Origin of the sequence: Lysinibacillus sp. HST-98, assembly GCF_016757845.1 — a bacterium.
In the GTDB taxonomy this organism is placed as follows: domain Bacteria; phylum Bacillota; class Bacilli; order Bacillales_A; family Planococcaceae; genus Lysinibacillus; species Lysinibacillus capsici.
Map to the genome: position 1 here is coordinate 536,156 of NZ_JAENHX010000001.1, position 26,411 is coordinate 562,566.

The 26,411-nt window shown below is 38.2% G+C and carries 26 protein-coding genes and 1 other annotated feature; of the genes, 10 read left to right on the forward strand and 16 right to left on the reverse strand.

Annotated elements, in window-relative coordinates; genetic code table 11:
• Positions 1-15 precede the first annotated feature (15 nt).
• From JIN86_RS02725 to JIN86_RS02765, 9 genes are all read right to left on the reverse strand, one after another.
• Entirely contained in the window at positions 16-588 is a 573-nt protein-coding gene (locus tag JIN86_RS02725; RefSeq protein ID WP_004231011.1) for an anthranilate synthase component II, read from the reverse strand.
• On the reverse strand, positions 585-1,970 hold the full coding sequence (gene trpE, locus JIN86_RS02730; protein WP_004231010.1) for an anthranilate synthase component I: 1,386 nt from the start codon (positions 1,968-1,970) through the stop codon (positions 585-587). Before trpE ends, JIN86_RS02725 begins: the two co-directional genes overlap by 4 nt.
• Positions 1,971-2,110: 140 nt before the next feature.
• Positions 2,111-2,321 (reverse strand) — a binding site (T-box leader).
• Positions 2,322-2,360: 39 nt separating this feature from the next.
• Entirely contained in the window at positions 2,361-3,431 is a 1,071-nt protein-coding gene (locus tag JIN86_RS02735) for a mechanosensitive ion channel family protein (RefSeq protein ID WP_004231009.1), read from the reverse strand.
• A gap of 76 nt (positions 3,432-3,507) precedes the next feature.
• Positions 3,508-4,380: a vWA domain-containing protein gene (locus JIN86_RS02740; protein ID WP_202341217.1), complete on the reverse strand. Its 873-nt coding sequence runs from the start codon at positions 4,378-4,380 to the stop codon at positions 3,508-3,510.
• Between the two features lie 177 nt (positions 4,381-4,557).
• Entirely contained in the window at positions 4,558-5,217 is a 660-nt protein-coding gene (phoU, locus tag JIN86_RS02745) for a phosphate signaling complex protein PhoU (protein WP_004231007.1), read from the reverse strand.
• Positions 5,218-5,230: 13 nt separating this feature from the next.
• Positions 5,231-6,064 (reverse strand): phosphate ABC transporter ATP-binding protein PstB, encoded by an 834-nt coding sequence (gene pstB, locus JIN86_RS02750; protein ID WP_004231006.1) that lies wholly within the window; start codon positions 6,062-6,064, stop codon positions 5,231-5,233.
• A 12-nt stretch (positions 6,065-6,076) separates the two neighbouring features.
• Complete coding sequence (gene pstA / locus JIN86_RS02755; protein WP_004231005.1) at positions 6,077-6,955, reverse strand: phosphate ABC transporter permease PstA; 879 nt, start codon at positions 6,953-6,955, stop codon at positions 6,077-6,079.
• A gap of 1 nt (position 6,956) precedes the next feature.
• Positions 6,957-7,904 (reverse strand): phosphate ABC transporter permease subunit PstC, encoded by a 948-nt coding sequence (pstC, locus tag JIN86_RS02760; RefSeq protein WP_004231004.1) that lies wholly within the window; start codon positions 7,902-7,904, stop codon positions 6,957-6,959.
• 64 nt (positions 7,905-7,968) lie between these two features.
• Positions 7,969-8,943, reverse strand: a complete 975-nt coding sequence (locus JIN86_RS02765; protein WP_004231003.1) for a PstS family phosphate ABC transporter substrate-binding protein — start codon at positions 8,941-8,943, stop codon at positions 7,969-7,971.
• Positions 8,944-9,186: 243 nt separating this feature from the next.
• On the opposite strand from JIN86_RS02765, the gene JIN86_RS02770 reads away from it, so the two are divergent.
• Positions 9,187-9,378, forward strand: a complete 192-nt coding sequence (locus JIN86_RS02770) for a hypothetical protein (protein WP_009370174.1) — start codon at positions 9,187-9,189, stop codon at positions 9,376-9,378.
• A gap of 145 nt (positions 9,379-9,523) precedes the next feature.
• Here the strand turns inward: JIN86_RS02770 and JIN86_RS02775 are convergent, their stop codons facing one another.
• From JIN86_RS02775 to JIN86_RS02790, 4 genes are all read right to left on the reverse strand, one after another.
• Positions 9,524-11,728: a peptidoglycan D,D-transpeptidase FtsI family protein gene (locus tag JIN86_RS02775; RefSeq protein WP_202341218.1), complete on the reverse strand. Its 2,205-nt coding sequence runs from the start codon at positions 11,726-11,728 to the stop codon at positions 9,524-9,526.
• 283 nt (positions 11,729-12,011) lie between these two features.
• Entirely contained in the window at positions 12,012-12,617 is a 606-nt protein-coding gene (locus JIN86_RS02780) for a superoxide dismutase (RefSeq protein ID WP_202341219.1), read from the reverse strand.
• A gap of 175 nt (positions 12,618-12,792) precedes the next feature.
• Positions 12,793-13,272 (reverse strand): DUF456 domain-containing protein, encoded by a 480-nt coding sequence (locus JIN86_RS02785; RefSeq protein ID WP_004230999.1) that lies wholly within the window; start codon positions 13,270-13,272, stop codon positions 12,793-12,795.
• Positions 13,273-13,334: 62 nt separating this feature from the next.
• On the reverse strand, positions 13,335-14,966 hold the full coding sequence (locus JIN86_RS02790; protein ID WP_004230998.1) for a Na/Pi cotransporter family protein: 1,632 nt from the start codon (positions 14,964-14,966) through the stop codon (positions 13,335-13,337).
• 194 nt (positions 14,967-15,160) lie between these two features.
• Between JIN86_RS02790 and JIN86_RS02795 the strand changes: the two genes are divergently transcribed.
• From JIN86_RS02795 to JIN86_RS02810, 4 genes are all read left to right on the forward strand, one after another.
• Positions 15,161-15,679, forward strand: a complete 519-nt coding sequence (locus JIN86_RS02795; RefSeq protein ID WP_004230997.1) for a DUF1189 family protein — start codon at positions 15,161-15,163, stop codon at positions 15,677-15,679.
• Positions 15,680-15,731: 52 nt separating this feature from the next.
• Positions 15,732-16,076 (forward strand): hypothetical protein, encoded by a 345-nt coding sequence (locus JIN86_RS02800; protein ID WP_004230996.1) that lies wholly within the window; start codon positions 15,732-15,734, stop codon positions 16,074-16,076.
• Between the two features lie 96 nt (positions 16,077-16,172).
• Positions 16,173-17,288: a flavodoxin-dependent (E)-4-hydroxy-3-methylbut-2-enyl-diphosphate synthase gene (gene ispG / locus JIN86_RS02805; RefSeq protein ID WP_004230987.1), complete on the forward strand. Its 1,116-nt coding sequence runs from the start codon at positions 16,173-16,175 to the stop codon at positions 17,286-17,288.
• A 12-nt stretch (positions 17,289-17,300) separates the two neighbouring features.
• Positions 17,301-17,873: a 5' nucleotidase, NT5C type gene (locus JIN86_RS02810; RefSeq protein WP_004230984.1), complete on the forward strand. Its 573-nt coding sequence runs from the start codon at positions 17,301-17,303 to the stop codon at positions 17,871-17,873.
• A 59-nt stretch (positions 17,874-17,932) separates the two neighbouring features.
• On the opposite strand, the gene JIN86_RS02815 is transcribed toward JIN86_RS02810, so the two are convergent.
• From JIN86_RS02815 to JIN86_RS23730, 3 genes are all read right to left on the reverse strand, one after another.
• Positions 17,933-20,020 carry a methyl-accepting chemotaxis protein gene (locus JIN86_RS02815; protein WP_202341220.1) on the reverse strand — a complete coding sequence of 696 codons (2,088 nt, stop codon included), beginning with the start codon at positions 20,018-20,020 and terminating at the stop codon, positions 17,933-17,935.
• Positions 20,021-20,180: 160 nt separating this feature from the next.
• Entirely contained in the window at positions 20,181-22,268 is a 2,088-nt protein-coding gene (locus tag JIN86_RS02820) for a methyl-accepting chemotaxis protein (RefSeq protein ID WP_202341221.1), read from the reverse strand.
• Between the two features lie 157 nt (positions 22,269-22,425).
• Positions 22,426-22,554 carry a hypothetical protein gene (locus JIN86_RS23730; protein WP_004227289.1) on the reverse strand — a complete coding sequence of 43 codons (129 nt, stop codon included), beginning with the start codon at positions 22,552-22,554 and terminating at the stop codon, positions 22,426-22,428.
• Between the two features lie 198 nt (positions 22,555-22,752).
• Here JIN86_RS23730 and JIN86_RS02825 point away from each other — a divergent pair, with 198 nt between their 5' ends.
• The 5 genes from JIN86_RS02825 (at position 22,753) to JIN86_RS02845 (ending at position 26,246) form a co-directional block, all read left to right on the forward strand.
• A complete protein-coding gene (locus JIN86_RS02825) occupies positions 22,753-23,238 on the forward strand; it encodes a hypothetical protein (RefSeq protein WP_225341044.1) in 486 nt (161 codons plus the stop codon).
• A 215-nt stretch (positions 23,239-23,453) separates the two neighbouring features.
• On the forward strand, positions 23,454-23,795 hold the full coding sequence (locus JIN86_RS02830) for a MerR family transcriptional regulator (RefSeq protein ID WP_036218600.1): 342 nt from the start codon (positions 23,454-23,456) through the stop codon (positions 23,793-23,795).
• A gap of 32 nt (positions 23,796-23,827) precedes the next feature.
• The gene (locus tag JIN86_RS02835; RefSeq protein ID WP_004227284.1) at positions 23,828-25,162 is read left to right on the forward strand and encodes a hemolysin family protein; all 1,335 of its coding nucleotides are present in this window, start codon (positions 23,828-23,830) and stop codon (positions 25,160-25,162) included.
• Positions 25,163-25,253: 91 nt separating this feature from the next.
• On the forward strand, positions 25,254-25,658 hold the full coding sequence (locus JIN86_RS02840) for a hypothetical protein (protein WP_004227282.1): 405 nt from the start codon (positions 25,254-25,256) through the stop codon (positions 25,656-25,658).
• Between the two features lie 138 nt (positions 25,659-25,796).
• Complete coding sequence (locus JIN86_RS02845) at positions 25,797-26,246, forward strand: helix-turn-helix transcriptional regulator (RefSeq protein ID WP_009370152.1); 450 nt, start codon at positions 25,797-25,799, stop codon at positions 26,244-26,246.
• Positions 26,247-26,411: the final 165 nt, after the last annotated feature.

The following is a 26,411-nucleotide window of genomic DNA, read 5'->3' on the forward strand; positions in this document are numbered from 1 at the left end:
GCGACAGCTTTTTTATTAAGCTATACTTTCTAAAAAGGCTTGCATCATCATACTGCCTTCTTTTGTGCCAATTGATTCAGGATGAAACTGCAGCCCATAAAGAGGATATTCTTTATGTTGAATGGCCATAATCTCTCCGTCATCACCCGCTGTGGCGAGTATCTTAAAATCTTTGTGTAAAGTTTGTTCTTCAATAATAAGTGAATGATATCGCATAACCTCGATATCTCCATCTAATTGGGCAAATAAACCTGTTTGCTCGTATTGTAAGGGGGACAGCTTTCCATGCATAATGTTTTTGGCCTGCACAATATTTGCGCCAAAAGCCTGCCCTATCGATTGGTGCCCTAGACAAATACCTAAAATAGGGAATTTTTGATAGAGTTCCTTGATGACGTCTATCGTTATCCCTGCTTCATTTGGCGTTCCTGGCCCTGGTGATAAAATGATGGCTTCTGGCGATAGTTTTTGAATTTCTTCTATAGTAATGGCATCATTTCGTATGACCTTGACGCTTTTTCCAAGCATACTGATTTGTTGAAATAAATTATAGGTAAAAGAATCATAGTTATCTATTATTAGAATCATTTTTTTACCTCCAATAGGGCACGTGCCTTATTCAGTGTTTCTTGATATTCTGACAATGGAATCGAATCATAAACAATACCTGCTCCTGCCTGTACATGTGCCTTTTGGTCCTTAATGAGCATCGTGCGAATTGCGAGGGCCAAGTCCATATCACCAGTTGTCGAAATATAGCCTACTGCTCCCGCATATACCCCACGCTTTATTGGTTCTAATTCATTAATCAATTGCATGGCACGAATTTTTGGTGCTCCTGACACTGTACCAGCAGGTAAACAAGCACGAAGTACATCCAGAACATGAAGGTCATCTCGCAATTCAGCAACCACCTCAGAAACCATATGCATCACATATTTATAGCGCTCTATTTTCATGTATTTGGTTAGCTTGACGGAACCGACTTTTGCAATACGACCAAGATCATTGCGACCTAAATCCACTAACATACGGTGTTCAGCTATTTCCTTGCTATCCTCTAATAGCGCATTTGCGATTGCTTCATCCTGTTCTATTGTCGTGCCGCGCGGCTTTGTACCCGCTATTGGGTTGGTTGTCACTTTTCGATTTTTTACCTTTACAAGACTCTCAGGAGATGTTCCTAAAATAACATAGTCTCCATAATCCATATAAAACATATAGGGTGACGGGTTAGACGTGCGCAATTGACGATAGAGCGAGAATGGCGAACCTGTAAACGGCGCAGAAAAACGTTGCGATAACACAATTTGGAAAATATCGCCTCTCAAAATATGCTGCTTAGCACGTTCCACTAAAGCAATAAATCGTTCCTTCGAAATCATTGGCTTAAACTGTAACTCATCCACCTTTAATGCCTCAAAGGTTGTACCTGCACAAAGCTGTTGCTCCATCGTTGTAATAGCAGCTTCCATCTCCTGTAATGAACGTCCATCCTGAAATAGATCAATTGAAGCGAGTGTAATTTCCTGTGTTAGATGATCAAAAACAATAAATGTATCATAGAAAAAAACATGAACATCAGGCATGGCTAAATCATCCTGTAAATAGTCACCTATTTGTTCTGTGTAAAATGCTGTTTCATAGCCAAAGAAACCTATAGCTCCTCCAAAGAAAGCAAAAGGGTAGCTTTCTTCATGAAAGGGTATTAGTTCTTTTAATCGATCAAGCACATTGCCCCTAGCCTTGTCATTTTCTACTCCTTTTGAAAACACGAATTCTTCATTGTTTCCTTTTAGTTCAGCCACTGGATTGATGGCGATAAAGGAATATCGCCCACTTTCCTCATGTTTCGCTGAGGATTCGAACAACATTTTATGCTGCCCTTTCAGTGATTGATACACAGAGATCGGGGTCATCATATCCCCCTGTAATACTTTCATAGCATACTTTCTAAGCTCAACTGTCATACTCTCTTCTCTCCTTCTCTAAGCTCTGCTCATCTACACCTCATCTATCTTTAGCAGCAGAAATCTGCTAAAGGCTTTCTCTTCATTCAGCTAAAATATATGCTGTCTAAAGAAAAAAATATAAAAAGGCCTTTCCATCACAAAAGGACGGAAAAGCCGTGGTGCCACCTTCATTGGTCTCCTGATAAGAAAACCCTCTTTAAGCCTTATAACGTAGGCATCCGCTAATCCGTACTGTTTTCAGGATTAGAGCTCCGAAGTCCATTCACTAAACATTTGTACTAGTTTTCACCAACCACTAGCTCTCTATAACAAATTGTACTAGCTACTACTCTTCATCAAAGCTGATTTCTTGGTAATATTGTAAAGCAAACTATCTTACAATTCAATTTATTTTTTATTTCGTAGACTTTCATCTTCAGGATGGCTAGCTAATGTAATCGATAGCTCCTCCATTATTTGACGAATGGCAAATAAAATATCCTGTCGTACTTCCAGCATAACAGCGGTATCATTTGTGGCAACAAAGAATCGAACAAGCACGCGATACGAATCATGATGAAACTCATCTATAAATACATGAATCATGTCTTTCTCTGTTTTAGCATGTAAATATATTTCCTTATGAATGGCCGTTAAAGCGCTACGGATGTCTTCCTCATCATTATCAGCAGCGATATATAAAAACTGCTCACATTTCCGTTTTTCTCGTTTAGATAAATTATAAAGTGGACGATTCACTAAATAGGAGTTCGGCACATATACAAGTCCTTTGTCTCCTGTTTGAATTAACGTACTTCTTAAATTGATATCCTCAATCGTTCCTTCAATTTTTTGATCCTCTGTCGCTATCCAATCTCCTATTTGGAATGGATTATCTAAAGCTACGGACATGCCACCAAATACATGCGCTAGTGTATCGCGAATCCCAAAGGCAATCGCCACACCCGTTAAGCCGATTCCAGTTAAAAAACCATTCAGATTAAAATCCCAAAAGGAAGCAATCGTAAACATAGCAAAAATCATGATAAGTACTTTACCTATTCGTAGGAAAAACGGTAATAAAACATTCTGATCCTCTTCGCTCGTTAATTCAAATGGTTGTTTCGTATAAAAATTCAAAACATCATAAATCCCTTTAAAAGCAAGAAACACCATAATAGACAATACAAAATTCTTAGTTGATGTATGCGTAAATAAAGGAACTTTTATTAAATAAGATAAGCTGAGCACAATGACCGTCGTCATAAAGGCATAGCCAATTGCTTTACTAAATTGAGCCAGTACATTTGCTTGGAAATTGCGCTGACGATCTTTTAAAAATAGCACGATACGATGAATAATTTTTTTGATGATGAATCGTTGAATAAGCCACCCGACTAAACAAATAATGACGGCAATTAAGCCATCTAGCCAAGTTGGGACTGTAAATTTAGGTAATAGCCAATGTAATGAATCCATGTATTTCTCCTTTATAACTACCTATGTATCGCCAGCAAAAAGGAGCCGACCTTCAGGAATGGTGAGCCCCTTCTTGTTATTGTATGGCATCATCTGCAAAAAAAGCCTTACTAGCAAACCAAAATTGCTGTTTATTAAAATTATGTTCATGCATGGCAATCACTGAAAATTCAGCATGATATTTTTGCTTCATTTCCTTTAGCATCGTTTTGGCTTGCTTGCCAACGAGATGCTGACCATCAATAGGTGCTCCTTCTGTAAAAATAATGACATCTGCCTCTGTACCTAATTGATTTTCCTGTAGCAATGCTTTCACAAATTGTAAAACAGGTAAAATGGCCGCCTCTCCCCTTGCCTTATATTCGATAAAACTCTTAAAATCAGCTAAATTTAAATGCCCATTTTCAAAACGATAGTGGACATGAATTTGCCGATCATACGGTACAATGTATAAATCACGGCCTTCCCGATGCGCACTTATAAATAACGCTAAAATCATACTTTTACAAATCTCAGAATAAGCGGCCATTCCTGTCGTTTGTTCTAAACAAATAATCATCGGGCCAGGGTCTTGTTGATAATCATGAAAGGGTACATAGTAAATATTTCCGCTTTTCGTTGTCTGTTGCTTAAGCTTTTGACGTCTAAGCTCTGACCATTTTCGTTCATAATGCTGGCGTTGCTCTTTGCCGTTTGCTAAGCGTTCTGCCTTCTCAATAGCAGGAATATTCTCTTGGATTTCATGCATGATATCCGTCAATTCCAGAGCAAATGCTGCCATATTTCGTAATGGCTCACTCTTGAAAAAATAATCGATAAAATAATGTTGTTCCCCTTCACTTAACTCCTCTATATGTAGGTTTTCATAGAGAAAACGTAAATAGTCAAGTTGTTCTATTGTCAACGACTTGTCAAATTGCTTGATGAGGGATTCAATTGCATCTTTCATATAGCAGCACCTCCTAAGCACCACATTTTTTGGATAATGTCTATAGTATAACCAAAAAATTTTTTTGACAATACAAAAACGCTCGCTATAAAGACGCTACAGCCAAAAACAATGTTGCTGCTTCAGGAGATTTTTTTCGACAAATGAAAAAAAGAGCTAAAACGCAGCTCTTCTCTCTTAATTATTTAATTCATAATGTTTGCCCTTTACTAAGTAAAATAGATGTTCAGCAATATTTGTAGCATGATCAGCAGAACGTTCTAAATAGCGGCAAATAAAAGTTAGGTGCGTAATCTGTGAAATATGGGAGGGGTTTTCTACCCCAGCACGAAGTAAAAGGGTGATCGTTGCCCCGTATAAATCGTCCACGTAATCATCTAACTCAGCAATCTCTTTAGCGCGTACCGTATCTTCCTCCGTAAAGGCCTTCATGATGCTCTCTAGCATTTCTACTGTTTTATTACACATGGTTTGGAGATTTGTTATTGGGAAAATCATTGGCTCCTTACCGATTCGAATTGCTTCTTTAGCTATATTAACCGCATAGTCCCCTACTCTTTCCATATCTGAAGCTGCCTTTACAAGAACCATGAGACGGCGTAAATCTGTTGCTACTGGCTGCTGCTTGGCAATCATTAGGATCACATGATCATTAATTTCTTCTTCAAGGCGATTAATGATTAAATCGTCTTCCAAAATTTTCAAAGCCTTTTCTAAATCCTGCTCTACCAATGCTTCAAAAGCTGTTTTTAATGCAAGGATACTGCTATTGGCAATTGCAAGAAATTGCCCCTGTACCTCTTTTAACTCTTGTTCAAAACGTTCACGTACGATCATTCATTGCTCCTCCTTAGCCGAAACGTCCCGAAATATAGTCTTCTGTACGTTGATCTGCTGGTGTTTGGAAAATAACATCCGTTTTATCGTATTCGACAACCTCTCCACTTAGGAAAAATGCTGTACGATCAGAAATACGTGCCGCTTGCTGCATATTATGTGTCACGATGACAATGGAATAGTCCTTTTTCAGTTCTTGGACCAACTCTTCCACTTTCAATGTAGAAATCGGGTCTAAGGCAGATGTTGGCTCATCCATTAAGATGACATCAGGCTCTATCGCTAAGCAACGTGCAATACAAATACGTTGTTGCTGACCACCTGATAATCCGTAGGCATTTTGATTCAAACGGTCTTTTACCTCGTCCCAAATGGCTGCCCCTCTTAATGATTTCTCCACAATTTCATCCAGAATTTTTTTATTTTTAATGCCATGAATTCTTGGTCCATAGGCAATGTTATCATAAATAGATTTTGGAAACGGGTTTGGCTTTTGGAATACCATTCCTACACGTGTTCTTAATTCCTCTACCGTATAGTTTTTATCTAAAATATTTCGCTCACGGTATAAAATTTCTCCTGATGTACGAACGATTGGTACAAGTTCAACCATGCGGTTTAATGTTTTTAGATACGTAGATTTCCCACAGCCAGATGGTCCAATAATAGCCGTTACTTCATTTTCATAGATGCTTAAATTAACATCTTTTAAACCATGATGGTCACCATACCATAAGTTTAAATTGCGTGTATCATAGACAATATTTTTCGCCACATCTGCTACAGACTTAGTCGTTGCCTGATTCCGTTTGACAATTGTTTTTTCCTCTTTAAAATCTAATACCATAAGGTCACCTCATTAATAACGTTTTTGGAATTTATTTCGGATATAGATGGCGATCGAATTCATTAATAACAGCACTGTCATAAGCACTAAAATACCTGCGGCTGCTACATACTGAAAGGCTTCTTGTGGTCGTTTTGCCCAATCATAAATTTGCATTGGTAATGCTGTAAATTGACTCAGTAAACCATTCGGTAAAAACTGTAGGATAACTGGAATTCCAATTACAACTAGTGGAGCTGTTTCTCCTATGGCACGAGACAAGGCTAAAATACTTCCTGTTAAAATACCTGGAATGGCAGCTGGCAATACAACACGCAAAATCGTTTGCCATTTCGTTGCTCCCATGCCATATGAAGCTTCACGTTGTTCGTTTGGCACTGCACGAATAGCCTCTTGAGCTGCTACAATGATAACCGGTAAAATTAACAAACTCATTGTAAAGCCAGCAGCTAAAATACTTTTTCCTAGTTCCATCATACGTACAAAAATAGTTAATCCAAGTAATCCAAAAACAATGGAAGGAACACCTGCTAGATTCGATATATTCATGCGAATAAAGTCATTGATTTTATTTTTCTTGGCATACTCCTCTAAATAAATCGCAGTACCAACTCCTAAAATAATCGATACTGGTGCTACAACTGCCATTAACCAAAGCGAACCGATTAAAGCAGCTTTGATACCTGCCTTATCCGCAAATCGTGATGCAAAATTCGTCAAGAAATCGATGTTTAAGTAATCAATTCCCTGTGTCACAATGCGGTACAGTAAAACAGCTAAAGTAACAAGTGCAAACGTTGTAGCTAAGAAAAATAGAGTTTTCCAAACTTTATTTGCTGTAATACGCTTTGTCATTCGTTTCATGACGACTGTGTCATCCATATAGCGCATGCTAGTAAACCTCCCTGAAGCGTTTCGAAATATAATGAGCAAGTAGATTCATTACTAGCGTAAAGATAAATAGTGTGAATCCTACTGAATAAATTGAGTAATAGATGGTTGTACCGTAACCCGCATCACCAGTTGAAACCTGTACAATGTATGCAGTCATTGTTTGAATAGAGTCTGTCACATTGAGGTCAAATTTCGGTGTTGAACCACCTGCAAGTGATACAATCATAGTTTCTCCTATTGCCCGGGAAATAGCTAACACAACTGAAGCGATAATCCCTGAAAGCGCAGCAGGTAATACTACTTTGATTGCTACTTCAAATTTCGTCGCACCTAGAGCTAAGGCTCCCTCACGCATACTATTTGGTACAGATGACATGGCATCTTCTGAAAGAGACGTAATCATTGGTAAAATCATAATCCCTACAACAATACCAGGACTTAATGCATTAAATAGTTTAAGTCCAGGTACAATTTCTTGTAAAACTGGTGTGACAAATGTTAAAGCGAAGAAGCCATAAACAATTGTTGGCACACCTGCTAATACCTCTAAAATAGGTTTCACTGTACGTCGTGTTTTCTCACTTGCATATTCACTTAAATAGATAGCTGAAGCAATTCCAAATGGTACAGCTACTACAACTGCAATAAGTGTCACTTTTAATGTACCAGCGATTAATGGCAGTATCCCAAATAACGGTTCGTTACCTGAAAACGGTAACCATTTAGTACCGAAAAGGAAATCCGTAATCGACACGCGTTTAAAGAATTCAAACGTTTCAAAAATAAGGGTGAAAACAATGCCAAATGTTGTTAATATCGAAATAATAGCTGCAGAAAATAATAGAGCTGGCATGGCTTTTTCCACTATTTTCTTTGTTTTTTGGTTGCGCGAATTTGCAATTAATTGCTGCACAGATGATGTCTTATCTTCCTTTTGAGAAACCATTGGGAGCTCCTTTCAAATAAGTGAGGGAAAGAGCATACATCTCTTCCCCTCTATGCATGTCTTCTTATTTTAAGCCTTCTAAAGTTTTTAAGCCTTCAGTATATTTTTCTTCAGGTAAACGAACATAGCCCACTGCTTCAGCCATATCGCCTGCGTTTTCAAGTGTAAATTTAATGAAGTCGTAAGCTGCTTCATTGTCCTTCATCGCACTATTTTTTACGTATGTGAATAATGGACGTGAAAGTGGTGTATATTCGCCACCTTCAATTGTTTCATTTGTTGGCTCTACGCCATTTACTTTGACAATGTTTAATTTATCTTTATTTTCAAGGTAGTAAGCATAACCGAAGAAGCCGATCGCATTTTTATCACCAGCTACACCTTGCACTAGCATATTATCATCCTCTGATAATGTTGCTGAGCTTACTAGATCTGCTCCATCTAAAATCACTTCATCAAAGTAGTCGTATGTGCCTGAATCAGTACCTGGTGAATAGTAAACGATTTTTTCATCTGGCCAAGATGGATCAATATCAGACCATTTTTTCTCTGTTCCATCTTCAATCCAAATTTTTTGTAGTTGTTCGACCGTTAAGTCCTTCGCCCAATCATTTTCTGGGTTCACGACTACTGATAAACCGTCATATGCTAAAGCTAGCTCTGTAAAATCAATGCCCGCTTCTTCTAATTTCGCTTTCTCTTCATCTTTTATATTACGAGATGCATTTGAAAAGTCTGTTTCACCTGCGATGAATTTTTCAAAACCACCACCAGTACCAGAAACCCCCACTGATACTTTGACATCTGGTTGTGTACCTGCATACTCTTCAACAACTGCCTCAATGATTGGTGCTACTGTTGATGAGCCATCTCCAGCTACAGACCCTTGTAGCTTTTCATCAGCAGCTTCTTGTCCTGAGCTTGCTGGTGCGTTCGTTTCTGTATTGTTTCCGTTTTGTGCAGAATCGCTACCACATGCACCTAGCATTAATGCAGAACCCATTACCGCTGTCATCGTTAAGTACTTCCACTTTTTCATCTCATTTGCCTCCGTCATGAACTGTTTTATAGTTATTTGTCTTACAATCTTTACTATAATGACTGATTGTTGAAGTCGTATAAACGGTTCGTAAAAGAGATGTAAAGGAATGTAATGCTTTGTAAACGTTTGTAAAGATGAATTTACAATAGGGGAAACTTGCTTCCTATAGGAAAGGTGTTATAATAAGCAAATGTGTCAGGAAATATTTATTTTAATGATAAGGAGCGTTTGACCTTTGTCATGAAACATGCAAAAGTACAAAATGTCGATTATTTTAAAACATATTTATCATTAGTAATGGAACATCGGGACTACACACTTCAAGAGGCGATTGATTTTATGCTAGCTTCTTATTTCTATAACAATATAGAGCTTTATGGTGTAAAACCAAGAGAGCAATTTGAATTAGCCATTCAGCAATTATCCGCATAAAGGCACTAAATATCTGAAAGGGGCGTTTTGCTATCCAAACGCCCCTTTCCATTATTCATGTCTAGTCTTAAAAAAGTGAAAATAAAACGGATTTGGAAAATAATTTTTCCAAATCCGTTTTGTATTAGCGCATATCCAATACCCTTTATTCCTGCTCATTCTCTCCAATTTTTTCTTCCGTAATCGCTGGTAAAATTGGCTGTTTTACATTACTATCTGTGACTTTTTCAGCTTGATATTTAGCTTTTAATTCAAAATACTTATCTAAAGAACGTCTAGCAATGACATTATTTTGATAGTAGTGTGGCGCTAAATTTGTATTAACCCATGGGATCACAACTGCATAGGCAATTTCAGGATTTTCATATGGGGCAAAGCCAACATGCGTTAAATTAATCGTATTTATGCCGTAGTGCTCACGTAATGGACCATAATACACTACCTCTGCAGTCCCTGTTTTCCCTGCTGCTGTATATGGAGCATCAGCAAATTGTGCTCGTGCTGTACCATGTGAACCAGTATATACACGACGTAGCCCTTGCTTTACATAATCGATCTCTTCTTTAGGATTATCAATTTGATTCAAAATAGTTGGACCTACTTCAGTTACTAATTGTCCTAATTGCTTTCCATCCTGTGATGGGTCACGAACCTCTTTCACTACATGTGGCTGAATACGATAGCCACCATTGGCAACTGTCGAAATATATTGCGCAAGTTGAAGCGGTGTATACGTATCATACTGACCAATAGCCAAGTCGAGTGTTTTACCACCCATTGTAGGACCTGATGGACCACTCACTCCACTAAATTCATTTGGTAAATCAATGCCTGTTTTCACACCTAAACCAAATTGCGCATAATTATTACGCATTTTTGAGAACGTATCGTCCTTTAAGCGTAATGGCATACCATAACTATAAGGGGTTCCATTAAGCAGCAACGCAATTTTAAACATATAGGAGTTGGAAGAACGTTCTAATGCCAACAAGTCATTCATCGGAATATATCCAGCCCTGTTAAAAATAGACGTTTTCGGATCCGTGCTAGCTAATTTAATCGGCTCGTCTCCCATTGAAGTACCCATCGAAATAACGCCCTGATTGTAGCCAGTGAGAACTGTTGCTGCTTTAACAGATGAACCTGCCTCATAAGCCGTTGTAAACGATCCATATGCATAGTCAACGACTTCATTTTGCCCTGTCTCGGGATTCTTTTCTATTTTCTTACCTACCATCGATAAAATGTCGCCTGTATTTGGATCCATCATAATTAGGAAGGCACGGTCTAATAGATAGGAACCTGGAAGAGCTTTTAATTTAAGCAGTTCTTCTTCTACAATCTTATCCGTTTCAGCCTGCAGTTCACTATCCAAGGAAAGGATTAAGTCTTTACCTGGCTCCCCTTCATAGGTTGTGACTGTATCGACTACCTGACCTTTTTTATTGGTAATATTTTTGACGACTGTTTTTTGACCTTGTAGTAATTCTTCATATTGTGCTTCAATGTAACTTTCTCCCACACGGTCATTACGTGAGTAGTCACGTGCTAAATAGTAATTGAGCTTCTCTTTCGGTATCCCTTTTGTTGGGACCGTTGTACGTCCAAGAATAGATAAAGATGATAATTTGACACGTTTCCAGTCTGTTGTTGTATTAACACCTGGTAGTTCAGTTAAACGCTCCGATACACGAGCAAATTCATCTGCTGATACATTCTCACTTTTAATGATTTGAGGGGATAGATTATAGCCAGACACCATTTCACGATAAATCGCTAATACTTCTAAATCTGCCTCTGTTAATTGTAAAAGTTCTTCGTTTGTGATACGTTCGCGTACCAGTTTATCAATCTCTGCATTAATTTGGCTGGTTGTAATATTTTCTTGTGCATTAATCTTTGTTTTTTCTGCCTCTGTGACTTTTTCATAGGCTGCATCGTGATTTTGTAGTATCCAGAAATCCTGTTTATCACGCAATGTGACACGCTTTGTTGGCTGTTCTATCAATTGTGCCAGCTTTTTCGCGATATCAAGCATCTCCTCTGTTGTGGTCGTTTGCATTTTCGTATACGTTATGGCATTTTCTGGGTGGTTATCCACTAAAATACGACCATAACGATCATACATGCGTCCCCTTGGTACACTTGTATTCACAGGTACCTCTTCTTTACGCTCTAAATCACGTACATAATCTTCCCCTTTGACGATTTGCATATAGCCAAGTCTAAAAATTAACATTGAAAATACGATAAATATTGCAAAGAAAAGGATATTCATACGAAATGTTAAGTTAGAATGATGTTTTGCTTTAACACTCGCCGCGCGATTTTTTCCTGGTGCTTTGCGCATATGTATTCCCCTCCTCATCTTCTGATCATTTCAATACACGATACCTAGTATACCATTCGAAGGTATGACAGAAAAGCACGCACTTTCGATTTCTTATGTAAAACATCATTTATTTGACGGTACTTTATGGAGAAAGGTTGCCCTATTCCACGCTCTCCTAATATTTCGGCTTCATTATCCTGATATTTTCAGATTCTATCCCTTAATTTGCAGTTTAATCCAACAAAAAAGGCTATGCCCCGTGATTGCTCACTTTAGGCACAGCCAATTATTCTATTCGTTATTATTTTGCAGCTTGGAATTTAGCTTCTACTACATCCCAGTTTACTACGTTCCAGAAAGCACCGATGTAATCTGGACGACGGTTTTGGTAGTTTAGGTAGTATGCATGTTCCCATACATCTAAGCCTAAAACTGGAGTTTTCCCTTCCATTACTGGAGAGTCTTGGTTTGGAGTAGACGTAACAGCAACTGAGTCACCATCAACGATTAACCAAGCCCAACCTGAACCAAAGCGAGTTGTAGCAGCTTTAGCAAATTCTTCTTTGAAAGCATCAAAAGAACCGAATTTAGCATCGATTGCTTTTGCTACTTCACCAACTGGTGTATTTGAACCGCCTGGAGCGATTACTTCCCAGAATAATGTATGGTTAGCATGTCCGCCACCGTTGTTGCGTACAGCAGTTTGTTTGTCAGCTGGAAGAGCATCTAGGTTTGCGATTAAGTCGTTAATGTCTTTATCTGCAAATTCAGTACCTTCTAATGCTGCATTTAAGTTTGTTACATAAGTATTGTGGTGTTTAGAATGGTGAATTTCCATTGTTTTTGCATCGATATGTGGTTCTAATGCGTCATAAGCGTAAGTTAATTGTGGTAATTCGTAAGCCATTGTTAAGTTCCTCCCTAAAATAAGAAATAATTAGTACATCCTTAGATTATCAAAATTGGTCAAACCATTCAACGAAAAATACTTCAATTTGAAGATTTCAGCCTTTTGACCGAAATACCGATATGTTTACTATCTTACCCTTTACTCACACACACTAAACCTTAAAAGTGAGGCATTAGATGGCGATAAAAAATACAATAATCATAACAATTTGAATAACAGCCTTGACAACAGTAGATGTCAAAAAGCCAATTAAAGAACCGACACCACTTTTCACTGCCTCACTAAATGTACGTTTCTCAACGATTAGTTCCGCAATCACAGCCCCTAAAAATGGTCCAATTAAAATCCCTGCCACAGGGATCACAAATGGACCAATTAATAACCCGATGGTGCTCCCCCACATCCCAGCATTGGAACCACCAAACTTTTTGATACCAAACGCATTTGCCACAGTATCCGCCCCAAATAACAACACGACAAATAGTATTTCAATGACCCAAAACCACCAGCTTAGCTCTGCGAATGAGAAAAATAAGCCATAGAGCAAAAATCCACCGACTAAAAACAGTACTCCGGGAATAATTGGATACACTAAACCAATAAATGAAATAATAAAGCAGGCAATCACTAAGATCCAGCCAACAACTTCCATAAAGATTCTCTCCTTTTAACGTGCATTGCCTTTCATACGAAATAACAAAGTGAAAAGTTTCATTAATGACGAATGCCTAAAATAGAATCTGCAATATTTACTGCATGGTCTCCTATACGCTCTAAGTTGCTAACGATATCCATATAAACAATTCCTGCAGCCCCACTACACTCATTTGTGTTTAATCGGGCAATATGCTTTTGACGTAGTTTATCTTCCATATCATCAATCAGGCTTTCTAGCTCTGTTACTTCTTGAGCTAAGCTCAGGCTAGCGGTATCTAATGCTTCTATACTTTTGCGTACTGCCTCTATGGCTAAACTAAACATACCTATTAAGTCCTGTCGCGCTGATTTACTTAAGCTTACCTCGTGGTGATCCTTGTACTGTAAAAGCTCTAAAATATTTTCAAAGTGATCCCCAATTCGTTCAAAATCCCTTACATTTGTCAATAAAGTATGATGTCTTACTGAGTCTGCACGGGAAAGAGGCTGCTTAGACACCATTACTAAATAATCAGTAATTTCATTGTCTAGATGATTAAGCCCGACTTCTAGCTGTAGCACCGTTGGAATATGCTCTACCTCTCCAGATTTCATATATAGAAACGTTTCTTCCAACCCACGCAATGCATGTTCACCCATTCGCAATACCTCTTCTTTAGCTTGACCCAGCGCAATAGCAGGTGAGGAATCAATGAATGATGGATCTAAATGCTTAGTTGTTACATCGATATTGCCATCATGTCCCGGCAGTAGCTTTGTAACTAATGCTGCGAGTCCAGCGATAAATGGTAGTTGGATCATCATATTAAAGACATTGAATGAGCCATGAGCAATGGCAATCTGCATGCGAGGCTCTAAATGAAATACGCCACTGATCCACTGTACATATTGCATAAACGGTGTGAACAATAACATGAAAATAATCGTCCCAATCACATTAAATAATACATGAGCCGCTGCTGCACGCTTAGCGTAAATAGAAGCACCAAGAGAAGCTAAAACAGCTGTAATGGTCGTGCCAATATTTTCCCCAAACAATATCGGTAAGGCACTATTTAAACCAATTAATTGTTCTGCATATAAACCTTGCAATACCCCCACCGTTGCGGTAGAGCTTTGCACCAGTAAGGTGAAAATGGTTCCTAAAAATATGCCTACTATCGGTTGATTGCTTAAATGAAGCGTTAACGATGCAAAATCTGCAAGCTGATGTAACGCCTGCATACTAGCACTCATCAACTCTAGCCCTAAAAATAAACCGCCAAAGCCAAATAGAATCTGACCAATATGTTGATACGTTGCTTTCTTTAAGAAAAATAAACAGGCTGCTCCAATTGCCAATAAAGGGTAAAAATAGAGTCCAATATTAATACCAATAATAAATGCAGTAATCGTTGTACCAATATTTGCCCCCATAATGACACCGATTGCTTGACGCAATGTTAAAAAACCAGCACTCACTAATCCTACAGTGATGACTGTTGTGGCAGAACTTGATTGTATGCAAATTGTTACAAATATACCAACCAGGACACCCATAATAGGGTTTGTGGTAAAGCGATTTAACCATTCACGTAACCGATCATCCGCTGATTTTTGAAGCCCATCCCCCATGAATTTAATGGAAAATAAAAAGACCCCTAGCCCGCCTAAAAACTGAAAGAGAATGCTTTGCCAATCTATTGTCAATTGTTTTCGCTCCAATTCCTACATCTCTACTATCCTCGTTCTAATCATTAAATGATTCCAAACAAAAAGTAAAGAAATCCTTTAACTTCTTTACATAATGTTAACATTTTAACATCAAGACCCTCCTCATTTATATTTCTTTCATATCTTGTCCTCTTTGAACATGTTAAAATATCGATTGGAGGAGATATAGCATGAAACACTCACAGCTTTTTATTGATAGTCTTATACATCCTAAAAAACTAGCAGCCTATCGTTTATTACCTATTGGAAAGGTTATTCAATATACTTTTCTACTGATTACCATTGTGTCTGTATTCTCTTTAGGTCGTTTTGCAGCAGGTATGTCCGTTGATACATTCGATATGGACAGTTTAACTGGTTTAACAGATTACATAGAGGGCATTAAATGGCTCTTATATCCATTCACCTTCCTAATGCTTTTCGTCGTGACAACAATGCTTATTTTTGCACAAATTGCCCTTTATGCTTTAGCAGGTTTATTTATCTTGAAAGCGATGAAGCGTCGAGGTGAGTATCGCCATATCTGGAGAACAACTACCTTTGCGATCACTTGGGCTACGTTACTTTCGATGTTAACAGACTATCTGCCCGTTAGTAGTACTGTTATCACTGTACTATCTTTATTTTTAACCATTTCTCTATTAATTGTGGCCTTTACAAAATATCCAAAACAACCAAATATAAAATAATGTGCATGAATCCCCTCTCTTCTCAATATAGTGTAGAAAAGGAGGGGATTTTTTGCGAGCATTCATCTTGACAACTATCATCATCGTAATTGCCTTTGTCGTCAAAGTAGATTTAACAGAAGGGTCCATCCCACTTGCGGCTTTATCCACAAAGAGCTCAGAAAATGGACTTTGTGAACAACAGCGTGAGCCAAATTATATTACCGTACAAACGATTGAAGGAGATACCATTCATAGTTTATTTGCTCTACACCCTGCTAAAGTTCCCATGACCTTTCCAGAACGCTTACAACTTTTTTACAACTTAAACCCACACTTACAATTACAAGCACTAGTTCCAGGTGAAAATATCAAGCTTCCTCTCTCATTTGAGCTCGAAAACAAATGCGGAAAATGAAAAGTTAGCGTTTCTTCCTTGTCCTTATTTTCTTACACTGCTAAAATAAATGACAGTGACGGCTGAAAATAGTGGCCCGAAAAGGAGAGAAAGTTAATGAGTGAAATTTGTCACCGTTCAAATACACGTCCTGTGCGTGTCGGTAACTTAACAATTGGTGGTAGTAATGAATTATTCATTCAAAGTATGTGTACAACCAAAACACATGATGTAGAAGCAACAGTTGCAGAAATTCTTCGTCTTGAGGAAGCGGGCTGTCAAGTTGTTCGTGTTGCTGTCCCAGATGAACGTGCAGCAGACGCGATTGCCGAAATCAAAAAACGTATTCATATTCCATTAGTAGCTGATATTCATTTTGATTATAGATTAGCATTAAAAGCCATTGAAAATGGTATTGATAAAGTACGTATTAATCCAGGTAATATTGGTCGTAAAGAAAAAGTGGAAGCTGTTGTTAATGCAGCCAAGGCAAAAGGTATACCCATTCGTATTGGTGTAAATGCCGGTTCATTAGAGCGTCATATTTTAGAAAAATATGGCTATCCTACAGCTGATGGTATGGTAGAATCTGCTCTACACCATATTAAAATTTTGGAAGACTTGGACTTCCACGATATTATCGTATCAATGAAAGCATCTGACGTTAATCTTGCCATTGAAGCCTATGAAAAGGCGTCTAAGGCCTTTAATTATCCGCTACATTTAGGGATTACAGAATCTGGGACGTTATTTGCTGGTACTGTAAAATCAGCAGCAGGTCTTGGAGCCATCCTATCAAAAGGTATTGGAAATACATTACGTATCTCCCTTTCTGCTGACCCTGTGGAAGAGGTTAAAGTAGCACGAGAACTATTAAAATCCTTTGGTCTCGCTTCTAATATGGCAACTCTGATTTCTTGCCCAACATGTGGACGCATTGAAATTGATTTAATTTCTATCGCAAATGAAGTAGAAGAATATATTTCAAAATTAAATGTACCGTTAAAAGTAGCTGTTCTAGGCTGTGCGGTAAACGGTCCTGGAGAAGCGCGTGAGGCAGATATCGGTATTGCTGGTGCCCGTGGTGAAGGCTTGTTATTCATGAAGGGGAAAACAGTCCGTAAAGTGCCAGAAGAAACAATGGTGGAAGAACTGAAGAAAGAAATTGATAAATTAGCAGCAGAAATGGAAGAAAAACGCGCAGCGGAAGAAGCTCAAAAAGCAAATGCCTAAGGAGGTGCTAGCATGAAAAAGCCCCGCTTTGGTATTGATATTGATGGGACTGTGACATGTCCAAGTACACTCATTCCACATATTAATAAACAGTACAATGTAAATATTACGCTGGATGATGTTTGTGAATATGATTTTTTATCTGCCTTCCCACACCCTATTGACCGAAGTGCCTTTAATACTTGGTTTAAGGAAAATGAACCTTACATGTATGAAGTCTCTGAAGTGGCAAAAGATGCAAAAAATATTCTAAGCGCTTGGAAAAATAACTTTGAGCTGTATTATATTTCTGCACGAGGTGAAAATGTAGCAGACATCACGGTTAATTGGTTTAAATCGCAAGCTATACCTTACGACCATATCGAGCTTCTCGGCAGCCATGATAAACTAGCCGCAGCAAAAAAACATAATGTAGAAGCTTTCTTTGAGGATAAACATGATAATGCGGTGATGCTGGCAGAGGAGTTAAAAATACCTGTTGTGTTATTTGATACACCTTATAATCGGCTTGCCGTTCCTAATAATGTTGTAAGGGTTTATAACTGGCAAGAAGCGAATCAATTTATTTCACACTTTTTCAAATAAGTATAAGAGCTGTAAGCAAGGTTGGATGAAAATTTCACCTTGCCTACAGCTCTTTTAATTTAATATTGAAATTTAGCTAGTGCTGCCTGTAATGAGTCCGTCATAGCTGTTAATTGTTGGGCTTTGCTATTGATGTCATGAACCGCTAAATTCTGCTGTTCCATCGTTGCCAATAACTCCTCTGTTCCTGCTGAGGATTGCTGGCTAACAGCCGTCATATTTTCCACTGCACGTACAACCTCCTGCGTCTCCCTTTGAATGATACTGGAGGCAGCTGTCACATTATCGATTTGTGCTACTGTATCGATAATATGGCATAAAATCGCATCAAGTGCCTGCTTATTGGCATCAATATATTGCGTATTGTTTTCCATAGCTAAGACAACACTTTGCATAGCATCACTAGCCTTTGCTGCTTCCCTCACAACCATATCAATAATGGAGGCGATTTGACTTGTTGATTTGGCTGATTCTTCTGCAAGCTTTCGTACTTCCTCTGCCACAATCGAAAAGCCCTTGCCATGCTCACCTGCACGAGCAGCTTCTATCGCCGCATTTAATGCTAATAAATTTGTTTGACCTGCAATAGCATTAATGACTTGTAAAATACGATTAATTTCTGTTGATTGGTCGCTGAGCTGTTGGACGACCATAGCTGTCAGTGACACTTTTTCAGACATCACTCCCATCCCTTGAATAGACTGCTCTGCATGAATTAAACCTTGTTTAGAAGACGTTGTTGTAAGCTGAGAATCCTGAAGCATTTCTTCAATTGCCATTTGAATTGCTTGCAATTTCTGCTCAACCTCTTGTGTAACGCCTAATGTGGTAGACGCCTGTTCGGCTTGTACGGTAGCACCTGTCGCCAACTCACTTGTTGTTGTTAACACCTGTTCGATACTGATGCTCATATCATTGGTAGAAGCACGTAATTCTCCGCTGTATAGATTCACCTGATTGGAAATAAGTGTAGCCGCTTGTAACAGCTCGCGCATATTGTCTGTCATATGATTCATTGCATGTGCAAGCTCGCCAATTTCATCCTTCGAACGAACCTGTAACGGCTCCACTGCTAAATTTCCACCAGCAATGGTTTTGACCTGTTCCACTGTCTGAACCACTGGTTTGACGATCCGCTGAGCTATCCAAGTAATGGCACCAACTAATACAATAATACCAATAATAGCTAGTAGTATTGATAACCACATTGCCTCACTTGCGGCTGCCATTACCTCATCAGATGGAATAATTACCTGCAATGCCCACGGTGTCGACGTTTGACCAATTTGGATAGGTGAGACAGCAATAAAGGAAGCTTCTTGTAAATAGGATGAATAATCCTCTACTAAATAGGATTTGCCCTGTTCAACAGCAGACAAAACTTTATCCGCACTTTTATATTTTTCCATTTCAGTCACTGGTCTATTGACATAATCAGGAGATGGATGGGCAACAAATGTCCCCTTATGAGACACAATGGCACTATACCCTGTATCATAGAGTACATTTTCATTATTAATGGCAACCAATGTTTCTAAGCTTATATCAATTCCAACAAGACCAACGACATTTCCATTTATTTGAATAGGTATAGCTGTGGAAGTCATCAATACATCTTGACCATCAATTGGGTAAGTTAGCGGCTCTAAAATAACCTCTTGTTTCAACGTTTTAGGTAATACATAATAATCACTAGTTTCATAGTCTTCTAGAGGAGCAAGTGTCACACCATTGTTGCTGCGTGCCCAATATGGAAGGAAACGACCTGATGCATCATGCCCTTTCGAATTGGCAAAATGAGCATCTTGTCCATCAAAGGCATTTGGCTCCCAAATCGTCCAAACCCCTAGGAAGGTATCATTTTGTTCGAGTAATTGTTTGAGCATCTCGTTTGCTAAATCACGATCTCCCTTATGATTGGCTACCATTGTTTGGAGATTAGAGGCTACTGTCCTTGCTGTATCCATCGCATAATCAAGTTCCATTTGCATTTGATATGCACTTTCGGACGCCTGCGATTGAGCGAGCTGTCGTGCATCCCCCACTGCTAGTGAATTAGTTTTTACAATATTGACACTTAAAATAATGATGAACACAATCATCATTGTAGATAACGTAGTCAGTAATATTTTATGTAATAATTTCATATGTACCAGCTCCCACCTATAGCAACTAAATAAATAATAGCATTTATGCGTCAATAAATAACTAAATATTCAGAAAAAATAATTCTTATAGAATTTAACTTACAATATAGCTGCATGTCTTCCTGTTATACATAAGATGACACGCAGCCTTAGTTCTCTACTAAAAATGGAATTTTGCTAGTGTTTGTTGTAAGGAGTTCGTCATACCAGATAAGCTTTCTGCCATATTTTTCAGCTCATGAACTGCGGTATTTTGCTGCTCCATCGTTGCTAATAGCTCCTCTGTTCCTGCTGAGGACTGCTGGCTGACAGCTGTCATATTTTCCACTGCCCGGACTACCTCTACTGTTTCCGTTTGAATTAACTGAGAGGCAGTTGTCACTTCGTCAATTTGCGCTACAGTATCAACGATATGCTGTAAGATGGCATCAAGTGCTTGTTTATTGGCATCAAGATACTGTGTATTGGTTTGCACAGCAGCCACAACATTTTGCATGGCATCGCCTGCTTTTACAGTCTCCTTCACAACCGTATCTATAATAGCTGCTATTTGACTCGTCGATTTGGCGGACTCCTCTGCAAGTTTGCGTACTTCCTCTGCTACGACAGAGAAGCCTTTCCCATGCTCTCCTGCACGAGCAGCCTCTATCGCAGCATTAAGTGCAAGTAAATCCGTTTGACCTGCAATAGCATTTATGACTTGTAAAATACGATTAATTTCAGTCGATTGGTCACTCAGCTGCTGGACAACAGATGCTGTTAATGTGACTTGCTCCGACATCGCCTCCATGCCTTGAATCGATTGTTCCGCATGAATCAAACCTTGCTTGGATGCCTGCGTTGTCTCCTGAGAGCGATGAGTCATTTCCTTGATAGCCACTTGAATAGCATGCAATTTCTGCTCTACCTCTTGCGTTACACCTAGCGTTAGGGCTGCGTGCTCAGCTTGTAAGGTTGCTCCTGTCGCTAACTCACCTGTTGTCGTTAGCACTTGATCAATACTCACACTCATATTATTTGTGGAAGACATGAGTCGATCACTATAGGTACTTGCCTGATTTGAAATTTGCGTTGCTTCCTGAATCAATGTTCGTGTATTACTTGTCATGATATTGACAGCCTTTGCTAAATGACCAAGCTCGTCCTTGCTATCCTCCGCTAATGGTTCCACTGCTAAATTTCCATCTGCAATCGCTTGCACCTGCTCCACTGTCATTACGATAGGTCGAACAATTCGACGAATAAGCCATGTTAGCACGATTAAAAGATAAATCAGGCCAGCAACACCTATAATGACCATTGTCCATGTGAGTTTTGTTGTTTGTGCTAACACTTCTTTAGTCGGTACTGTGACAAGCAATGACCACGGAGTTTCCGTTTTTCCAATTTGAATGGGAGCAGTGACAATATAGCTATCCTCTTGTAAATAGCTTGAAAAATCTTGAATAACGGAAGCCTTGCCGTGCTGAATGGCCGTTTGAATCTCGTTTCTATATGTATACTGTTCTTGCTCAGCAAATGGCTTTGTCACATAATCATTGTTTGGATGTGTCACAAACATGCCATTATTCGAGATAATCGAACCAAAACCACTATCAAATAATTTTACTTGTTGGCTTAGTTGAGCGAATGTTTCTAAACTCATATCCACGGCCACGATGCCTTTAAATTCATTGTCAATCGTAACAGGCACAATGATGGACGTTAATAACACATCCTTACCCGCAATAGGATAAACAAATGGTTCCAAAATCATTTCCTGTCCTTTTTGTTTCGGTAATAGATAAAAATCAGACGTATCATAATCAACAATAGGAGAAGGAACGATACTATCACCATCGCGCGTCCAAAATGGAACATAGCGTCCTGATGCATCATGTCTTTCTGTGTTTATGTATTTTTCGTCTTGCCCGTCGAAGGCATTAGGTTCCCATACAGACCAAACACCCATAAATTGCTCATTATTTTTCAAAATACGTTGGAACATAGCATCTGTTAAAGTACGATCAGCCTTTTGTTCTTCCACCATTGTAGTTAAATTAGCTGCAAGCGTACGTGCTGTATCCATAGCATAATCAAGGTGAATTTGAATCTGGTAGGCGTGATCCGATGTTTCTGCTTGTGCCATTTTTTGAGCTGTTTCTATTGTTAAATTTTTTGTTTGATAAATATTCACAACTGTTATAACTGCGAATACGACAAATACTGTCCCAATGACAGTTGCGAGAATTTTCCCCAATAAATTCATATGCATCATCCCCTTTAGATAGAAAGTAATAGATACGTAACCAATTAAGCTAATTATAGCATCAGTCACCATGAGTAAAGTATCTAAATCAAGAGGAAATATGTCTTTTTTATAGATAAAAACTCCTGTTTCCAGGAGTTTTTAAAAGTACAGCTCGCTATATGTCAAGTATGCCTCGTAGCCAACGCTCCACAAAGTTTTCAAACGTAATTCCATAATTATCATAAACAGCATGATAAACAAAGTATGTTCCTAAACGATCAAGCATTTCATCATTAATTTTCATCACAAACCGCTCCTATTCTTTTCGTTTTTTACTAAATATTCAGACTTATATATTTCCCAAATGCCGAACAATCAAGTGGAGGTCGCATCGTTGCAAAACCGTCACAAACTACCGCCTTCATGCCCTTTCTTCATATTTTTCTTTTCGTTAAGATAGTTATAACAACTTACTAGACTGGAGGGACTACTTGTGAAATGGATGACAAAAGTTGCTTGTATCACATGCATCTGTGCACTACTTTCTGGCTGTGGTGGTCGATTTTCAGAAATTAAAGATGCTGCTTCAGGCATCAATTCAGCTGCTAATTCCGCAGCTAGTGCAGTTAGCCGAGATGTCCATGCAATACGTGCACTAGACATTAACTATAAAGATACATTGTTTACGGTTAATGACCTATTTAAAACTATTTTACGTGACATACGCTGGGATTATGACCTCGAAAAAAATGAGCTACATGTGAGAGGTACTTGGCAGCCTCCGCTATTTTCAGATCAGGCATGGAGTGACGACATGAAAGAAAAGCTTGCTGAATCAGGCTTTGTGACTGTTACCTGTAAAATAATTGACGACAAAATTGATAGCGAGCAAACGAGCATAACACTTACATATAATGAAGAAATTCTCTTACAAAAAAATGGTGAGGAAGCTCTCCATCACCTATATGATACTTATTTACTTCCGTAAACTTAGGAACGTCTCTACCATTTAATCATGGCAGAAACGTTCTTTTTTTGAAAAAAATCTTATAATTTCGAAATATCAAAGGCTATCATTTGAATAAACTAAAACCATCACGTTATAATCAAAGTATCACGTGATGGTTTGGAGGTGTTTGCATTGGGACAGAAAAATTAAAGATTGGCGAGCTTGCAGAAAAAACAGGCATTACTAAACGAACAATCGATTACTATACAAATATTGGTTTGCTAGATGCAGAACGTTCTGCAGCAAATTATCGCTACTATGACCCAGCCATGATTAAACGGCTTCAATTTATTGAACAGCGCAAACAACAGGGACTCTCACTTGTACAAATCCAACATGAGCTAAACATCACACCCTATGAAGAAATCGATGTCCAGGTGCTTCGTTTAAAAATGCAAGATTTAGAGCATGATGTTACATCTCTGCTCGCACAAATGAACAAGCAAGATGATAAAAGAATTGAAACGATTAAGAAAAATGTTTCACCCGAAAGTATTGCATTAATGCAATCTTTATTATTACTCATTCATAATTAGGAGGTGACGTTCTGTTTTTACAGAACGACTATTTGGAGACCATAATAAACCTATCGATTTTTACCATTTTATTAGCTTTAACAGGCTTTTTCGTGGCAACAGAATTTGCCATTGTAAAAGTACGTTCCTCAAGACTCGACCAGCTGGTTGCGGAAGGCAATAAAAAAGCAGTTGCTGCGAAACATGTTGTTCAACACTTAGACGAATACTTATCAGCCTGTCAATTAGGGATTACTGTAACCGCTCTTGGTATCGGGATGGTTGGTGAAAAAACTTTTGAATTTATGCTTCACCCGCTATTCGAAATGATCGGCATTTCCGATAAATATATGACAATCTTTACAATTGGAACAGCCTTTGCCATCGCTACGTTTTTACATGTAGTGGTCGGCGAATTAGCCCCAAAAACGGCTGCCATCCAAAAAGCTGAATCCATTACACTTCTTTTTGCAAAACCCATTATGTTTTTCTATAAGATCATGTATCCATTTATTTGGTTCTTGAACGGTTCTGCACGTGTGTTAGTTGGCTTATTCGGTATGAAACCTGCTAGCGAACATGAGCTATCTCATACAGAGGAAGAATTGCGATTATTACTGTCCGAAAGCTTTAAAAGTGGTGAAATCAATAAATCTGAGCTCAAATATGTCAATAACGTCTTTGAATTTGATGAACGTATTGCTCGTGAAATCATGGTTCCCCGAACAGAAATTGTTGGAATTGAACAAAATGAATCTTTTACAAACATTATTCATTACATCGCTGCTGAAAAATATACCCGTTACCCAATCTATGATGGGGACCGAGATAATATATTAGGTTTCATCAATGCGAAAGAACTATTAACCCATGGTCTACTTGAACAACTTACAGACGACTCATTAGTTCTAGAAGATTTCATAAATCCTGTCATTCGCGTAATTGAAACAATGCCCGTTCAAGAATTACTTGTACGTATGCAAAAGGAACGAATCCATATGGCCATCCTAATGGATGAATATGGTGGTACATCTGGTCTTGTAACAGTGGAAGATATTTTAGAAGAAATTGTTGGTGAAATTCGAGATGAGTTTGATGATGATGAAATTGCAGATATTCGAAAAATTACAGATCATCACTACTTATTAAATGCAAAAATGCTTGTGGAAGATGTAGAAAATCTATTAAACATTACGCTGGAAGCTGAAGAAGTGGAAACATTAGGTGGTTGGTTCTTAACTGTAAATAACGGCATTAAAGCATCAAAAAATATTGAACTAGGCTCCTATATTTTTAGCATCTATGAGCAACAAGGTCATCAAATTCATTATATTGAGGTTCGTCCTCTTCGAAAAAATCTACTTCTTAAAACAGAGGTTCAATCGTAACTGTAGGAAACAGTATTCCTTATTCCATTATTAGCCATTTCACTATATAATGAATAGAGAAAAATGATTTTAGTTGTAGGGGGCCATACACATGACATTATTTAAGCTATATCATTCAGATGGTATTCACATTATTACTGACGTAAAGAAACACAAAACAAATATTGAGTTAAAAACAATCACGGGAGAAGTTCTATTTATTATCGTGGTAACAGATGAAAATTACACAGTCTACGATGATCGTTTTGCAGGAGCTTCCAAACAATTAAATTCAGTTGAAGCTTTCGATATTGATGGGAGTTTTCGTAGTTTAGATTTCGATAATATGCGCTCACTATTTAAAGAATCTTTTACAAAGCTATTACAAGAGATTGCTGTGTGTGTCAAAAATAAAGAGGAGCTTGTGGATATTGATACACTCCGCCATAAAGTCAGCGCTCAGATTAAAGGCATCCACTTCAGGGTGATCTCGGATACGAAAAAATATGAAATCTAACATCCAACAGACTGTCCATTAGGGGCAGTCTGTTTCAATTTTACGCGATCTAAGCCACTTCCTAAGATGAAAGAAAAACACGCTTCTTTACTTTCATGTATAATGGAACTTAACAATCTGAAAATAAGGGGTGTTAGGATGAATCGTGAACAATTAATCACACTCGTTTCAGAAAAACTGAAATTAATCCGTACAGAAAAAGCTTTCACACAGGATCAAATGAGTGATTTACTAGGATTATCAAAAAAAACACTTGTCCAAATTGAAAAGGGCCGTATACTAGCTGGCTGGACAACCACTGTTACAGTTTGCACATTGTGTCGAGACAGTACAATTTTACAGCATGAGCTTGGTGGTGATCCATTAGAGGTTGTAGATTTAATCGCAAATAATGGAACATTGCAGCCAAAGGAGAAAACAATGGGTGGATACATATGGTGGAAAAACATTCAGGAGTATGGTGGTTTTCGACTACAGCAAAACGTCATCAGTCAGCATTATCGCATTTTAGACAGCAATAATTTTCGCCTCATTTCAACATTTGATGAACAAATAGCCAAGCAAGCATGGGAAAAACTACAGATATAATTTTTAAGTCAAACAGTAGGAGCATTGCAATTTGCTTCTGCTGTTACGTTTCAAGCATTTCCCCTCCTCTCATAACTCATCTTCTCTAGACAAATGAATAAAGCTATAAAATCATCCTTCATATGATAAACATAGTAGTAAGAGAATTGTCTCTTTAAAAATTCT

Coding starts and splice junctions, on each gene's coding strand:
- JIN86_RS02725 (WP_004231011.1), bottom strand. CDS start 588: ATGATTCTAATAATAGATAACTATGATTCTTTTACCTATAATTTATTT.
- trpE (WP_004231010.1), bottom strand. CDS start 1,970: ATGACAGTTGAGCTTAGAAAGTATGCTATGAAAGTATTACAGGGGGAT.
- JIN86_RS02735 (WP_004231009.1), bottom strand. CDS start 3,431: ATGGATTCATTACATTGGCTATTACCTAAATTTACAGTCCCAACTTGG.
- JIN86_RS02740 (WP_202341217.1), bottom strand. CDS start 4,380: ATGAAAGATGCAATTGAATCCCTCATCAAGCAATTTGACAAGTCGTTG.
- phoU (WP_004231007.1), bottom strand. CDS start 5,217: ATGATCGTACGTGAACGTTTTGAACAAGAGTTAAAAGAGGTACAGGGG.
- pstB (WP_004231006.1), bottom strand. CDS start 6,064: ATGGTATTAGATTTTAAAGAGGAAAAAACAATTGTCAAACGGAATCAG.
- pstA (WP_004231005.1), bottom strand. CDS start 6,955: ATGCGCTATATGGATGACACAGTCGTCATGAAACGAATGACAAAGCGT.
- pstC (WP_004231004.1), bottom strand. CDS start 7,904: ATGGTTTCTCAAAAGGAAGATAAGACATCATCTGTGCAGCAATTAATT.
- JIN86_RS02765 (WP_004231003.1), bottom strand. CDS start 8,943: ATGAAAAAGTGGAAGTACTTAACGATGACAGCGGTAATGGGTTCTGCA.
- JIN86_RS02770 (WP_009370174.1), top strand. CDS start 9,187: ATGAAACATGCAAAAGTACAAAATGTCGATTATTTTAAAACATATTTA.
- JIN86_RS02775 (WP_202341218.1), bottom strand. CDS start 11,728: ATGCGCAAAGCACCAGGAAAAAATCGCGCGGCGAGTGTTAAAGCAAAA.
- JIN86_RS02780 (WP_202341219.1), bottom strand. CDS start 12,617: ATGGCTTACGAATTACCACAATTAACTTACGCTTATGACGCATTAGAA.
- JIN86_RS02785 (WP_004230999.1), bottom strand. CDS start 13,272: ATGGAAGTTGTTGGCTGGATCTTAGTGATTGCCTGCTTTATTATTTCA.
- JIN86_RS02795 (WP_004230997.1), top strand. CDS start 15,161: ATGAAACACTCACAGCTTTTTATTGATAGTCTTATACATCCTAAAAAA.
- ispG (WP_004230987.1), top strand. CDS start 16,173: ATGAGTGAAATTTGTCACCGTTCAAATACACGTCCTGTGCGTGTCGGT.
- JIN86_RS02810 (WP_004230984.1), top strand. CDS start 17,301: ATGAAAAAGCCCCGCTTTGGTATTGATATTGATGGGACTGTGACATGT.
- JIN86_RS02815 (WP_202341220.1), bottom strand. CDS start 20,020: ATGAAATTATTACATAAAATATTACTGACTACGTTATCTACAATGATG.
- JIN86_RS02820 (WP_202341221.1), bottom strand. CDS start 22,268: ATGAATTTATTGGGGAAAATTCTCGCAACTGTCATTGGGACAGTATTT.
- JIN86_RS23730 (WP_004227289.1), bottom strand. CDS start 22,554: ATGAAAATTAATGATGAAATGCTTGATCGTTTAGGAACATACTTTGTT.
- JIN86_RS02825 (WP_225341044.1), top strand. CDS start 22,753: ATGACAAAAGTTGCTTGTATCACATGCATCTGTGCACTACTTTCTGGC.
- JIN86_RS02840 (WP_004227282.1), top strand. CDS start 25,254: ATGACATTATTTAAGCTATATCATTCAGATGGTATTCACATTATTACT.
- JIN86_RS02845 (WP_009370152.1), top strand. CDS start 25,797: ATGAATCGTGAACAATTAATCACACTCGTTTCAGAAAAACTGAAATTA.